The sequence below is a fragment of the Phytohabitans aurantiacus genome (genome assembly GCF_027923225.1).
GTDB classification, from domain to species: Bacteria; Actinomycetota; Actinomycetes; order Mycobacteriales; family Micromonosporaceae; genus Phytohabitans; species Phytohabitans aurantiacus.
Map to the genome: position 1 here is coordinate 16680 of NZ_BSDI01000009.1, position 13316 is coordinate 29995.

Below are 13316 nucleotides of genomic sequence, written 5' to 3' on the forward strand. Positions count from 1 at the left end.
AGGGGCGGCCCACCGGGCCGCCCCTTTCCGTGACTGTGGAAACAGGTAGCGGCCGTGGGTGACCCCGACGGCGAACGACCCGAATTCCGGTTTCGGTTTACTTGGCCTTGCCAAGGATCCGGTTCACGGTCGTGCCGCAGACCGGGCACTTGCCCTTGGCCATGTTCATGCCGGTCTTCGACACCTCGACGGTGCCCTCGAAGTCCCGCTTCTCCTTGCACTTGACGCAGTACCCGTTGTAGGTCTGGGTTTTGGTGGCCACGGTGCCCCTCCTCGTACTCTTTGCCGGTTTTGCGTTCCGGCGTCCCCCCAACCGGCGCCCGGACGGCGCCGGCGCTGAGACCCCCTCCGCGGCCACCCGTGTGACCGCCGGTTCCGCCGGACCCTACCCATGTTTGGGCAGTTCCATGTCGACAACGCGTCGACACTGTGAGGAACCCGACGACGTGAGTGTGCATGGGGGAATGTACCGGATAAGTCAGTTTCGCCGGGACACGCCGGAGGAACCGCTCAGAACACCCCTGATCAAGTGATCACTAACTGTAATCATGCAAGATTTTTTCGGGATAATACGGTTCAAACCGGGCTTTTCTGGCAGGCCAAGATGTCTTGACTCTTGCGGCCACCTGGCACGTACGGATTAGCGTGCCATCGTGAACGTTGCCCGGGGCTGCGCGGGCCAGTAATGGCTGCGGCGCGCAAGCCAGTCGTCGAGGTACGGCGCAGTCAGCGCCGGCGGCGGACGGTGTCCGCGTACCGCGACGGCGAGCGCGTGGTAGTGCTCATCCCCGATCAGTTCTCCCGGGCCGAGGAGACCGAGTGGGTCGACCGCATGCTGGCCCGGCTCGCAGCCCGGGAGGAGCGGGTCAGCCGCTCCGACGACGAGCTGCTGGTGAGGGCGCGCCGGCTGATCGGGCGATACCTGAGCGAGCACACCCGGATCGTGGTACCGACGAGCGTGCGCTGGGTGACCAACCAGAACGGCCGCTGGGGCTCCTGCACCCCCGCCGACCGCACGATCCGCATCTCGCACCGCATCCAGGAGATGCCCGAGTGGGTGATCGACTACGTGCTGTTGCACGAGCTGGCCCACCTCGTCGTGCCGAGCCACAACGCCAGCTTCTGGGAGCTCGTGGGGCGCTATCCGAAGGCTGAGCGTGCCCGGGGGTACCTCGAAGGGATAGCGGCCGCCACAGGCGTCGTCCTGGCCGATTGAGGTTGGGTTAGCCTTCTCCCGTGGTACGACGCGTGATCATTGCGGTCCTCGGGCCGGTGACCTGGCATCCGCCGGGTGTCGATCACGAGACGTGGCGAGCCGCGCTGGTGGAAGACGTGGTCGATCTGCTCGCGACGCTCAACGAGGTCGAGCCGGCCATCGCCGCGACCGCCGGTGACCGCGCGCTCGCCGAGTCGGTGGCCTGGCCGAGCATGCCGGTCTACGAGGTGCCCGACCTGAGCGCCTCGGCGATCTTCGCGGCGGCGGCCAAGGACGGCTTCGAGCAGGCCGCCACCGTGGCCGGTGACGCTCCGGACGTACCCGGACTGCTGCTCGGAAAGCTCCTGCGCCCTCTGACCACCCGGCCGCTGGCGGCGGCGCCGGCCGACCCCGGGCCCGGCCTGCTCGGCCTGGCGGCCCGGTTGCCGGCACCCGACTGGCTGCCGGCCGTCGATCTCGACAGCGGCTCCGTCGCGGCGCTGCGGAGCGCGGCGCCGCGCGCGGCGAACGTGGGTGTCTCGCCGGGGTGGCGCCGCATGCGTGGCCCCGTGGACCTGGCGACGCTCAACCCGGCCGTGGAGGGCTGGGACACCACCCGAGCCCTCCTGTCGGCCTCTTGAACGGCTAGAGCAGGTCGTCGAGGTTGCCTAGGTCGAGCTGGGAGCGGGCGTAGCCGTCGGGGTCGGCGAAGTCTTCCGCCGACGGGAGCAGATCGGGGTGGCCCCACAGCGCGTCGCGGCCCGAGATGCCCCGGTGCTCGGTGAGCGCGGCCCACAGCGTGGCCGCCTCGCGCAGCCGCCTCGGCCGCAACTCCAGCCCCACCAGCGCCGCGAACGTCTGCTCCGCCGGGCCGCCGGCCGCCCGCCGGCGCCGGAACGCCTCGCCGAGCTTCACGACGTTGGGCAGCCGCTCGCCGGCGGCACTGTCGACCACGTGGCAGACCCAGCCCTCGACGAGCGCGAGCGCGGTCTCCAGCCGGGCGAGAGACGCCTTCTGCGCCGGGGTGTCCTCCGGCGTGAAGATGCCTTCGAGGACGATCGCCTGCATCGACTCCGGATTCGTCGGGTCGACCCGGCCCATCGCCTCTTCGATGGCCTCGCGGTTGACGGTGATGCCGGCCGCGTACATCTCGACCGCCGTCAGCACGTGACCACGCAGCCACGGCACGTGCTGGAAGAGCCGCTGGTGAGCCGCCTCGCGCAGGGCGACGTACAGGCGTACCTCGTCGAGCGGCAGCTCCAGCCCCTTGCCGTACTCGTTGATGTTGGCCGGGACGAGCGCGGCCGTGCCCGCCGGTCCGAGCGGCAGGCCGATGTCGCCGGCGGAGAGCACCTCCGATGCGAGCGACCCGAGCGCCTGGCCGAGCTGGCCTCCGAAGAGCGCGCCGCCGAGCGTGGCGACCATTGACTGCATCGGGCCGAGCTGAGCGCGGGCCTCCGGCGGCACGAGGTCGCCCATGGCGGCGACCATGCGGCCGGCCACCGGGTCGCACAGCTTCTTCCACACGGGGAGCGTGTTGAAGATCCACTCGTTGCGGTTCCAGGCGACCGAGGTGTGGATGCCGGACGGCAGTGCGGACGTCGGCTCCAGCCACAGGTCGGCCAGGCGCAGTGCCTCGTCGACCGCGTTGCGGTCGAACGGGTTGACCGCCGGGTCGCCCGCGGGGGAGAGCTGGCTCACCGCGACCTGGCGCGCCAGGTCCCAGTTGACCGGCCCGGTGCCGGGTGAGGCGAGCAGCTGCTGCAGTTGCGCCATGAACTGCTGCATCTGCTGCGGGTCGTTGGGGTCGGGCGGCTGTGCGCCTGGGAGAGCGAAGCCGAACGGGATATCAGGCACGCAGTCCACGGTACGCGCGGCATCTGTGGGCTGCCTGGCTACGTCCTTAAGCTCAGGGTGAAACCGGGGGTGGGTACGCTTCGCGCATGAGACGTCGCGGTGTCACTGTCCTCCTCGGTGCGGTGATTACCGCGCTGTTGAGCATCGGCGTGCTGGCGGCACCCATCCCCTACGTGGTGCTGGGGCCCGGGCCGACGGTCGACACGCTGGGCAAGGAAGACGGCAAGGAGGTCATCCAGATCTCTGGCACCGCGACCTCGACCTCGAAGGGTCAGCTCCGGCTGACCACGGTCGGCGTCCAGCCCGACGTGAAGCTGCTCGCCGCGATCGCCGGCTGGTTCAACGACGAGAAGGCCGTGGTGCCGCGCGAGCTGATCTACCCGCCGGACGAGAGCGAGAAGCAGGTCGAGGAGCGCAACGCCCAGGAGTTCGCGGCGTCGCAGACCAGCGCCGAGACCGCGGCGCTCGTCGAGCTTGGCTATCCGGTACAGGTAGCGGTGAAGAACGTCGTCGCCGGTGGGCCTTCGGAAGGCGTACTCCGTGCCGGCGACGTGATCACCAAGGTAGACGGTGAGGCGATCACCACCGCGCCCCGGCTGACCGAGCTGATCCAGGCGAAGCCGGCGGGCACCGTGTTCAACGTGGAGTTCACGCGGGACGGCAAGGCCACCAGCGCCAAGCTCACCACGCGGGCGCAGGAAGGGCAGCCGCCGCGCATCGGCATCGAGATCGAGCAGAAGCAGCCGCATCCGTTCGAGCTCAAGATCGACCTGGACGAGATCGGCGGCCCGAGCGCGGGGCTGATGTTCGCCCTCGGCATCATCGACAAGCTCGACACCGACGACGATCTCACCGGCGGCCACATCATCGCCGGCACCGGCACCATCGACGACGAGGGCCGGGTCGGGCCGATCGGTGGCATCGCGCAGAAGCTGGTCGGTGCCAAGAACGCGGGCGCCACGGTGTTCCTCACGCCCGCCGACAACTGCGCGGAGGCCAAGAGCAACGCACAGTCCGGGCTGCCGCTGGCCAAGGTCAGTACCTTGGACGACGCGCTGGCGGCGCTCAAGGCAGTGCGTGACGGAGCGCAGCCGAGCCTCTGCTAACCGCTCCAGGTACACCCCGTACTGTAGGTGGCCTGATCGGAGCAGATCGGACCCTAACTTTGCGGAGCCTGCCGTGGTTATGCGTAGTAGTCCCCTGCCGAGGATGAGCCGACGCGGTCGCGTCACGGTCGGCGTACTCATAGGGGTGTTCCTACTCTTCACCCTGCTGGGCTGGGCGGTCGAGGCGTGGACCGACTGGCTCTGGTTCGACGAGGTGCAGTACACGCAGGTCTTCACCGATGTGCTGACGACCCGCATCCTGCTCTTCCTGGCGGTCGGTCTGGCGATGGCGGTCGTCGTCGGCGGCAACCTGTACCTGGCCTACCGGCTGCGCCCGCTGCTGCGGCCGCACTCCGCCGAGCAGGCCACGCTGGAGCGGTACCGGATGGTGCTCAGCCCGCGCATCGGCACCTGGATCGCCGCGCTGGCCGCCATCATCGGCCTCTTCGCCGGCCTCTCCGCGCAGGGCCGATGGAGCCAGTGGATGCTCTTCCGTAACGCCCAGCCGTTCGGGGTGAAAGACCCGGAGTTCGGCGTCGACATCGGGTTCTACGTCTTCGAGTACCCGTTCTGGCGTTATCTGCTCGGCGTCGGCTTCACCGCGGTCGTCCTGTCGGTGCTCGGCGCGCTGGCGGTCCACTATGTCTTCGGGGGCGTGCGCCTGCAGGGCATCGGCGACCGCATGACCACCGCCGCCCGCGCGCACCTCACCTCGCTGGTCGCGGTGTTCGTGCTGCTGAAGGCGATCGCGTACGTGCTCGACCGGCGCGCGCTGCTGCTGTCGTACAACGAGGGCACCAAGCTGTACGGCGCCGGGTACGCCGACATCAACGCGCTGCTGCCGGCCAAGGAGATACTGGCCTACATCTCGATCGTCGTGGCGATCGCGATAGTGCTGTTCTCCAACGCGGTGATGCGCAACCTCGTCTGGCCCGGCGTCTCGCTGGCCCTGCTCGGCATCTCGGCGGTCGCGATCGGCGGCATCTACCCCTGGGCCGTGCAGACGTTCGAGGTCAACCCGAGCGTGCGCGACAAGGAGCGCCCGTACATCGAGCGCAGCATCCAGGCCACGCGCGACGCGTTCGGCCTCACCGACACCAAGAGCGCCAACTACCAGGCCAACAACCTGGTACCGCCGGCGACTCTCGCTACCGACACCTCCGTCGTGCCCAACATCCGGCTGCTCGACCCGGCGCTGGTGTCGCAGGCGTTCACCCAGCTCCAGCAGGTGCGTGGCTTCTACGACTTCGGTGAGAAGCTCGACATCGACCGGTACACGGTGAACGGCAAGACCCAGGACTACGTCGTGGGCATGCGCGAGATCAACTATGGCAAGCTGACCGAGCAGCAGGGCAACTGGATCAACCGGCACACTGTCTACACGCACGGGTACGGGCTGGTCAGCGCGCCCGCCAACCAGGTGTGCCCCGGCGGCCAGCCGTACTTCGTTTCCGGCTTCCTCGGTGAGCAGGCCAGCAAGGCGTGCTCGTCGGCGTCGGAGCAGATCAAGGTCGACCAGCCGCGGATCTACTACGGCGAGCTGATGGGCCAGACCGGCGCCGACTACGCGATCGTCGGCCAGGCCGACGCCGACCGCAACGTCGAGTTCGACCGGCCGATCGGCAGCACCGGCGAGCAGGGCCAGTACTACACGTACGACGGCACCGGCGGCGTCGAGATCGGTTCGTTCACGCGGCGGCTGCTGTACTCCATCAAGGAGCGCGAGTCGAACTTCATGCTCTCCGACGCGGTTACCGACAACTCGAAGCTGCTGTACGTGCGGAACCCCCGGGACCGGGTGGAGAAGGTCGCGCCGTTCCTGACCATCGACGGCGACCCGTACCCGGCGGTCGTCGACGGGCGCATCAAGTGGATCCTCGACGGCTACACGACGTCCGGCACCTACCCGTACTCCGAGCGCATCAACCTCCAGGCGGAGACGCGCGACGAGTTGACCGGCACGGGCACGTTCGCGCTCGCCCGGGAAGACGTGAACTACATCCGCAACTCGGTCAAGGCCACCGTCGACGCGTACGACGGCACCGTGACGCTGTACCAGTTCGACGAGACCGACCCGGTGCTCAAGGCGTGGAACAAGGCCTTCGGCGGTGAGCTGGTCAAGCCCAAGTCGGAGATCCCGCAGGAGCTGGCGCAGCACTTCCGGTACCCGGCCGACCTGTTCAAGGTGCAGCGCAACATGCTGTCGCGGTACCACGTCCAGGACCCGGGCGACTTCTTCTCCGGCTCGGACTTCTGGGAGGTGCCCAACGCTCCCGACGACCCTGACAGCGACGTCAAGCAGCCTCCGTACTACCTGATGACGCAGTTCCCCGGTCAGGACCAGCCACGCTTCCAGCTCACGTCGGCGGTCACACCGCTTGGCCGGCAGAACCTCGCCGCGCTGATCTCCGGCTCCTACGTGGACGACAAGCCACAGTTGGCCGTCTGGGAACTGCCGGATCAAACCGCCGTCTCCGGCCCCGTACAGGTCCATCAACAGATGACCAACACGGTGGCGCAGATCCGAACAGACCTGAACCTGTTGCAGTCCAACCAGGCCAGAGTGCTCTACGGCAACCTGCTCTCCCTGCCGTTCGGCGACGGCATGCTGTACGTCGAGCCGGTCTACGTGCAGAGCAACCAGGAGAACGCGTACCCGCTGCTGCAGAAGGTGCTGCTCTCCTACGGCGACGGCTCGTACGTCGTACTGGCAAACTCGCTCGCGGATGGCATCAAGGAACTCGTCAGACAGGGCCAGCAGGGCGGCGCACCACCGCCGACATCGGGCGGCGAGAATCCGCCGCCAACAACCGGCGGCAACCAGGCGCTTACTCCCGAACTGGCGGCCGCCGCCGACCGGGTGGAGAGCGCCTGGGCCGAGGTCAAGGCCGCCCGCGCGGCCGGTGACTTCGAGCGCGAGGGTCGGGCACTCAAGGCGTTCGACGACGCGATGACGGCGTTCCAGGCCGCCCTGAACGCCGCGGGCGCCGCACCGTCGACCCCAGCGCCATCGGCAACCCCGTCAGCCCCACCAGCCACCCCATCCCCAACCCCAGGCGGCTAACCCCACCGTGATCAGGGCGTCCCTCAAGTCGTAAGAGCGACTTGAGGGACGCCCTGATCATTGGGGCGCCCCCCGTGGCGCACGCCACGGGGGGTCGTTTTGGAGGTCCTGGGATCCGTGCGCTACTGTTAACGAGCCGACGCGGGGTGGAGCAGCTCGGTAGCTCGCTGGGCTCATAACCCAGAGGTCGCAGGTTCAAATCCTGTCCCCGCTACAAGGGAAAACGGCCCTCCAGAGATCATCTGGAGGGCCGTTTCGTATGTACGTGTAGCCAGATGTGTAGCTGAGACCCCACTCCTGACCTAGCTGTCCCAGATCGGACAGTAGAAGCAGCCGTCCGGCCGTTTCGATTTCCCTACGGCACCGGCGCGTCACGCTCCCGCCGGGAACCTCGATCGCCTAATGTTCGAGGTCAGGTGTGTTCCTCTGCTTTCGTGATCCCTGTGTATCTATGCCGGACTCGGCGCGTCGGCCCCCTCAGCCGGCGAACAGTGCGTCTGGCCTGAGATCCACGAAAGGGTTTCATGAGGGGTAAACACCGACGTAAAACCACTGTCCAGTTCCGAGACAAGGCAAGCCGTGGCCTAGCCCTGGCTTGTGGGCCACTGAACCTGACGTCCGATGTGCTTCACATGCACGGATATCACAGGGCGGCCTTCTTGCTTCGGATTGTTTCAGTGGGCGGGCAGGTAACGGCTGAGGTTTGCCGCCGCCGCCGCTAACCCGACCCGCACCACCGTTTCACCGCGAGGGGGGACGACGGCGAGAGCTGTCGCCCCCCTCGTCATTCCTGACGGGTGGACCAGGCTCGACCAGCCTGTCAGGAACGGTCGGGCAGAGGATTCCCATATCGACATGCATCGATAAATAAGCGCACGGTGCCGAAGGTGACCAGCACTGTCGCTGATTCTGGGCTATACCCCCTGCTTCGTTCTTGCCACCCCCTTTTGGGTGATGCCACCAACCTAGGGCCTTCGGAGTGACCTTGGGGAATTGACGCGCCGGAGTCACCTGAAAGGCATATCAGGCTAAACGGACATCTAATGAGTTATGAGCACAGACTTACCTATACTTAACCCCGGTATGGGCTGACTAGCTAGATTCGCCGGTTTGTGCGCTATTCGAGATCTCCCACCCTGAACTGAAGATCAAATCAGCCACCTTCTCGGCTGCACTCCGGTCCCGGCCTGTTGAACGGTGTGTGTAGATGCTCAGCGTGTACGCCATGTTGGCATGCCCGATTCGGTCGCTCACCACCTTCGGCTCGACGCCTGCGTCGAGGGACATCGTGGCGTAGGTGTGCCGTACATCATGGAGCCGGATCCGAGGGACCCCAGCCCGATCAACCAGTCGATTGAACCGGCGGGTGATCGTGTCTGCATGGATCGGTCGACCGTCGGGGTGACAGAAGAGCTTGCCGTGGCCGTGATACGCCATGCCGAACTCCCGGCTTTCCCGGTCGAGCATGGCCAGATGGAAGCGCAGGTACGTCACCGTGAGCGGATCGAGCGCGATGGTCCTGTTCGAACTTTCCGTCTTCCCATCCGAGTCTTCAGTCTTGCCGTTGACCACGACTCGGGTGTCTTCGATGGTCATTGTTCCGGCGTCAAGGTCGAGTAGGCCCCGATCAGCCCCAGCCAGCTCTGACCGCCGCATCCCGGTTGTGGCGACCAGCACCCACAGCGCGGCGTCCCGATCGGCGGTGGCCATCCGAAGCCACGCCTTGAGTTGATCGGGCGTCCACGTCGCACCGCGGCGGCGCTTTCCCTTTCGGCTCTCCCTTGGCAGGCTCGCATGCGCGGCCGGGTTGAACTCGATGTAGCGCCAGGCAACCGCGTCAATCCAGGCCCGGTGCAACATCCGGTGCACGTTCTTGACCGTCTTCGGGGCAAGTCCCGGTGACTTGGCGACCGGGATGCGGCCGCGACGGTACCGCAAAACAGCGGACCGGGCCGCATAAATGCTGACCTTGCAGTGCGCGGCGATCTCTCTCGGCCTGGGCTCGACCCCGGCGGCCTTGCGGGTCTGCCAGTAGTTGAACATCCGTGCGTTGTTGTCCGGCTTGCAGCGTCCGGACTTCAACAGGTATCGGTACAGGGCGTTCAACACCGGCACATCGATGTCCTGCAACCGTCGCTGACCGATCTGCGGAAGGACGTACGCGTCGATGTAGTCGACATAGTTCGCGTAGGTGGATGGCTTGATCGCGTCCTTGATCGAGGTCAGCCATTCGGCGAGGTAGGTGGCGACCGTCCGCCGGGACGGCGAAACCCGGCGACCGGCGTCAACCGCGGCTTTCGCCTTGAGCGCGGCGGTCCATGCCTCCTCCTCCGTCGTGAAGCCGCCCTTGTACTCATACCGAATCTTGCCGGTCAGGGGATCAGGTTCGAGGTCCACGTTGTACGCGAAGCTCTTCCCACGCGGATAGACCGTCACCCCCGGCACCGCCAGCCGTTGGACACGCTTTGGCTTGCTCATGCAGGCAGCTCCTCCGATCCGTCCAACAGGGACCGAATCTTGGCGGTGATGACATACACGCGTCCACCGAACCGTTTGACTGGAAGTTCACCGGCCGCTGCGTACCGATACGCCGATGCGCGGCTGAGTCCGAGGATCTTTGCAGCACGCGGAACCGTGAGCAGGGCGGGCAGGTCGGTTATGGCGTTGGTGCTCACTTGGACTCCCTTCGGGTTGGGCGTCGAGGTAGATCCGTTCCAAGGTGGACGGTGGCCGGTCGGGGTAGGGCCGGGTGACGGGTCCGGATGTGGAGCACATCGGCGAGGATCGCGAGCGTGGCGCGGTTCTCTGCCGGGTGCCGTGGAGCCTGAGACGCATCGTGGGCGCCTTTCGGAGGGGCGGGCGGTTCCGGGGTGGGTATGGGGGTCGATTCGTCAGCGGGCCGTAGGGCGGCCCGCTGAGAGCACCGCTGAGCCAAGATCTGTCATGTCCTGATGTCTTTACATGCGTCCGATTGTCTGTGTGGCTCTGAGGGCGTCTGGTGGTGGGGTGGATCTAGGTCGGTCGGTGTCGGTTCGTTGCTTGTCGGGAGGGCTGGAACATCTCCGCATCTCCGCATCTCCGCAAACGTGCCGTTGAGCTGGGCAAACGGTTGCGGAGATCTTGAATAGTGGTGGGGCAAGATCTCCGCAACCGGCTGTCATCTCCGCAAAGTCGGTTGCGGAGATGCGGAGATCGAGGGTTGTCGAGACGGGGCTATCTCCGCAGGGTGTTTGCGCCGGTAGCGGGCCGTTTCTGCGGGGATTGCGGAGATGCGGAGATGTTCCAGCCGGTTTTAGCCGCCGTGTCGTTCGACCCAGAACACGGCCCGGTCACCGCGGTCGTTCTTGCCCGCGCGGAGCACGTGGTCACCGCGCCACCGGCCAGCCTGCCCAGTGAGCAGCCGACCCAGTTGAAGCGGGTTGGGTAGCCGGCCGTTGTGGGTGGTGATGAACTGGCCGTCCCACGGGTCGGTGACCTCTGCGGCGAACGTCTGCGGTTCGCCGTCCTTGCGCAGTTCCGCGGCCGTCATAGCCCTACCGCCGTGGCGCTCATGCCAGCAAGTGAGGAACGCGCGCCAGCGTGTTTCGTCTTCGTCTATCTCCCGCACGTCGGCGAGGTTGGTCAGGAACCCCTCGATGCCGTGATACGTGAGGAATCCGCCCAACGCTTGCGCCCACGGGGTGAACTGGCGCATCGACATCCCCGCCGCGCGGGGTGCCCCGTTGCCGGTCCAGTCGAGCACCATCACCAGCAGATGCCACAACACGGTGAGCTGATTCGCCGGAACGGTGATCCACTGGTCAAGGTGCGGGATGCCGAAACCGGATTGGTCGCGCTGCTCCGGCCGCGGCATGTTCGGGTCGAGGTGAACCCGCACCGTGCGGGATGCCATGTCCCCACCGACTTGCAGGTTGTTCCCGGTCGCCATCCACAAGCGGTCGTTGACGGTGGCGATGTTCCGGGACGTGCCCAACGGCCGGTCGGACCAGACGCCGCCGGTGACGAGCTGGGCGAGGATCGCGGAGTCGATGACGCTGCCCTCCGCGATGTTGTCCCAGATCACCACACCGACCTGTTCATTCAGGACGGCGGTGATGGACTTGCGTAGTTCCTCATCGGAGTAGGTCCACGGCAACACGCGCTGGCCGTAGAGCATGCCCGGCCCGGCGGTCAGGATCGTCTTGCCGGAGGCGGGCATGGTGGCATCGACCAACGCGAACGGGGTCAGTGATCGGGTGAAGTGCCGCAGGATCGGCGTGGCCAGCAGCGCCACATAGTTCGCCCGGTCCGCCGGTCCGGACCAGGGGAAGTCCCGCAGGAACCGGCCCAGTAGGAACGTGCGGGCGGCCCGTACCTGTTCCGGTGTGGGTTGGTCGGGGACGGGTGGCAGGTCGACCCTGGTGGCCAGGAACAGGCCGGTAGCCGGGTCGTAGCCGGGTGCCTGCAACAGGGTGCCGTCGCGGCGTAGCACCGGTGCGCCGATGATCCCGCGTAGCGGTGCCACGTTCGGCCATGTCTTGCCCGTAAGGACTGAGGACAGGATCTCCCGTGGCGGGGTGACCTCTTCCGGGTACTGCTCAGGTTGACCGTCGTCTCCTTTGCGGGTCTTGAGCCGGTAGACGTAGGCGTGTGCGGCCAGCAGTGCGGCCAGCCCGGCGGGGGTCAACGTGCTGGCCGAGACCGGTAGCGGCGCGTCCTCATCGGCGGCCACCATGGGCAGACCACCCGAGACGGTCTCCATGTGCACCAACGTCCCGCCGGACACGTACGTGTCCGGCAGTAGACCATCGGCGAGCGCGGCCTTGAGCACGCGGATGGTTTCCGGGCCGGTGCCGACCTGTACCCGATGGCCACGCTTGTCGATGGTGTCGGTCATGGCCTGCCCTTCAATGCGTCACGCCGGCCGCGGATGATCTCGCCCATCTGGCGTAGGTCGATCGGCACGGCACCGGCCGCGAGTGCTTCCCGGCGCTTGGTATCGGTGACGTCGTAGTGCCAGTGCACTCCCGGGCCTCCTCCCAGGTCGGCCTTGTCCTGGAACCAGGCCCGGCGTAGCCCGATCCGCGACGCGAACGCGTGCAGCTCCTCCTTGGTGTCTGCGGTCAGGTGCGACCAACGGGCACTGATGCGACCGACCCGGGCCGGTATGCGGGCGTTGTCGACGTAGACGCTCATGCGGCCACGCTCCGAGGGCTCTTGGCACCGGCCCGCAGCCCGGATCGGATGGTCCTGGCCGTCTCGGTCGGGCTGAGTCCGGCCCGCCCGGCGGCGTCGGTCAACGCCGTGGTGGCGTCGTGTTCGGTCAGTGCGCCACCGGCCACGAGTTGGCCGAGCGCGACCGCCGCGGTGTAGAGCAGATGGTTACGCTCACCCTTGGCAGCGTCGGCGACCAGCGCGGTTTCCCGCTCGATCGCGGCGCGGACGTAGGCGGCCCGGCGTCCGGTGCCCAGGTCGAGGACCACCGCCCGCCGCGGCGCCGGGGGTGCCGGCCGTAGCAGGGTGGCCAGCCAGCCCGGTAGCGGCGCCGGGTCGGTTTCCCCGTCGACCTCGTACCCGCGGCCGGCGACGGTGCTGCCCGCGGCCACGACATACCCGCCGTGGCCACGGGTGTCGACGGCCGGGCCGAGTCCACCCCGGTCGCCTTGGGTGTTGCGCAGCCGCGGCCCGGCAGGCGGGTGCCGGTAGTACAGGTGCAGGCCACCGGAACCGGTACGGACCGTGTACGTCGTCCACGCGTCCGCCACGTGGTGCTGTTCGCACAGGGTGCCGAACACCTCGATGCCGTCCGGGCCGCCGGCGGTCTTGGGTCGGTCGAGGTCGACCACGAGCAGCCCGGACGGGCCGCACGCGATCCCGATCCCCCACCGGCCCGCGGACCATGCGCGGGTGATCCGGGCCGGGTCGACGGTGGCCCGTTCCTCCCACCCGACGTGCCGCCCGGCGGTGCGGCATCGCGGGTCGCTGCCGGTACAGGCGTCCTCAGGGTGGTCGGGAAACGCGGGCCGCTTGTCGTTGGGGCGTAGCGGGAACACGTGCCAGCCACGCGCCGCGTGGTCGAGCGCGGCGGTTAGCAGGTCGGGCATGCGGGGTTCCT

Annotated in this window: 11 protein-coding genes and 1 tRNA gene; 5 read left to right on the plus strand and 7 right to left on the minus strand. The window is 67.4% G+C overall.

Features of this window, described 5'->3' with window-relative positions; genetic code table 11:
- Window positions 1-97: 97 nt before the first annotated feature.
- Complete coding sequence (locus QMG73_RS12085) at window positions 98-262, minus strand: DUF5679 domain-containing protein (RefSeq protein WP_173057968.1); 165 nt, start codon at window positions 260-262, stop codon at window positions 98-100.
- 423 nt (window positions 263-685) lie between these two features.
- Here QMG73_RS12085 and QMG73_RS12090 point away from each other — a divergent pair, with 423 nt between their 5' ends.
- Both QMG73_RS12090 and QMG73_RS12095 read left to right on the plus strand, forming a co-directional pair.
- The gene (locus tag QMG73_RS12090; RefSeq protein ID WP_281894707.1) at window positions 686-1216 is read left to right on the plus strand and encodes a M48 metallopeptidase family protein; all 531 of its coding nucleotides are present in this window, start codon (window positions 686-688) and stop codon (window positions 1214-1216) included.
- Window positions 1217-1236: 20 nt separating this feature from the next.
- Complete coding sequence (locus tag QMG73_RS12095; RefSeq protein WP_281894708.1) at window positions 1237-1836, plus strand: hypothetical protein; 600 nt, start codon at window positions 1237-1239, stop codon at window positions 1834-1836.
- A gap of 4 nt (window positions 1837-1840) precedes the next feature.
- Here QMG73_RS12095 and QMG73_RS12100 read toward each other — a convergent pair whose 3' ends face one another.
- Window positions 1841-3052, minus strand: coding sequence for a zinc-dependent metalloprotease (locus tag QMG73_RS12100; protein ID WP_281894710.1), 1212 nt, complete (start codon window positions 3050-3052; stop codon window positions 1841-1843).
- Window positions 3053-3138: 86 nt separating this feature from the next.
- Between QMG73_RS12100 and QMG73_RS12105 the strand changes: the two genes are divergently transcribed.
- The 3 genes from QMG73_RS12105 to QMG73_RS12115 all read left to right on the plus strand — a co-directional run bounded on the left by QMG73_RS12105 (window position 3139) and on the right by QMG73_RS12115 (window position 7436).
- On the plus strand, window positions 3139-4158 hold the full coding sequence (locus QMG73_RS12105; protein ID WP_281894713.1) for a YlbL family protein: 1020 nt from the start codon (window positions 3139-3141) through the stop codon (window positions 4156-4158).
- A 73-nt stretch (window positions 4159-4231) separates the two neighbouring features.
- The gene (locus QMG73_RS12110) at window positions 4232-7222 is read left to right on the plus strand and encodes a UPF0182 family membrane protein (protein WP_281894716.1); all 2991 of its coding nucleotides are present in this window, start codon (window positions 4232-4234) and stop codon (window positions 7220-7222) included.
- A gap of 140 nt (window positions 7223-7362) precedes the next feature.
- Window positions 7363-7436: transfer RNA gene (locus QMG73_RS12115), tRNA-Met, on the plus strand.
- 878 nt (window positions 7437-8314) lie between these two features.
- Here the strand turns inward: QMG73_RS12115 and QMG73_RS12120 are convergent.
- From QMG73_RS12120 to QMG73_RS12140, 5 genes are all read right to left on the minus strand, one after another.
- Window positions 8315-9700, minus strand: coding sequence for a site-specific integrase (locus tag QMG73_RS12120; protein ID WP_281894717.1), 1386 nt, complete (start codon window positions 9698-9700; stop codon window positions 8315-8317).
- Window positions 9697-9897 (minus strand): helix-turn-helix domain-containing protein, encoded by a 201-nt coding sequence (locus QMG73_RS12125; RefSeq protein WP_281894719.1) that lies wholly within the window; start codon window positions 9895-9897, stop codon window positions 9697-9699. The genes QMG73_RS12120 and QMG73_RS12125 overlap by 4 nt, the downstream gene beginning before the upstream one ends.
- 617 nt (window positions 9898-10514) lie before the next feature.
- Complete coding sequence (locus tag QMG73_RS12130) at window positions 10515-12098, minus strand: hypothetical protein (protein ID WP_281894720.1); 1584 nt, start codon at window positions 12096-12098, stop codon at window positions 10515-10517.
- Window positions 12095-12397 (minus strand): DUF4031 domain-containing protein, encoded by a 303-nt coding sequence (locus QMG73_RS12135; RefSeq protein ID WP_281894722.1) that lies wholly within the window; start codon window positions 12395-12397, stop codon window positions 12095-12097. The genes QMG73_RS12130 and QMG73_RS12135 overlap by 4 nt, the downstream gene beginning before the upstream one ends.
- On the minus strand, window positions 12394-13305 hold the full coding sequence (locus QMG73_RS12140) for a bifunctional DNA primase/polymerase (RefSeq protein WP_281894725.1): 912 nt from the start codon (window positions 13303-13305) through the stop codon (window positions 12394-12396). Before QMG73_RS12140 ends, QMG73_RS12135 begins: the two co-directional genes overlap by 4 nt.
- Between the last annotated feature and the right edge of the window lie 11 nt (window positions 13306-13316).

Bases quoted from the DNA above. Each gene is read 5' to 3' on its own strand.
- QMG73_RS12090 (WP_281894707.1), top strand. From the start codon at position 686: ATGGCTGCGGCGCGCAAGCCAGTCGTCGAGGTACGGCGCAGTCAGCGC.
- QMG73_RS12105 (WP_281894713.1), top strand. From the start codon at position 3,139: ATGAGACGTCGCGGTGTCACTGTCCTCCTCGGTGCGGTGATTACCGCG.
- QMG73_RS12120 (WP_281894717.1), bottom strand. From the start codon at position 9,700: ATGAGCAAGCCAAAGCGTGTCCAACGGCTGGCGGTGCCGGGGGTGACG.
- QMG73_RS12130 (WP_281894720.1), bottom strand. From the start codon at position 12,098: ATGACCGACACCATCGACAAGCGTGGCCATCGGGTACAGGTCGGCACC.
- QMG73_RS12135 (WP_281894722.1), bottom strand. From the start codon at position 12,397: ATGAGCGTCTACGTCGACAACGCCCGCATACCGGCCCGGGTCGGTCGC.
- QMG73_RS12140 (WP_281894725.1), bottom strand. From the start codon at position 13,305: ATGCCCGACCTGCTAACCGCCGCGCTCGACCACGCGGCGCGTGGCTGG.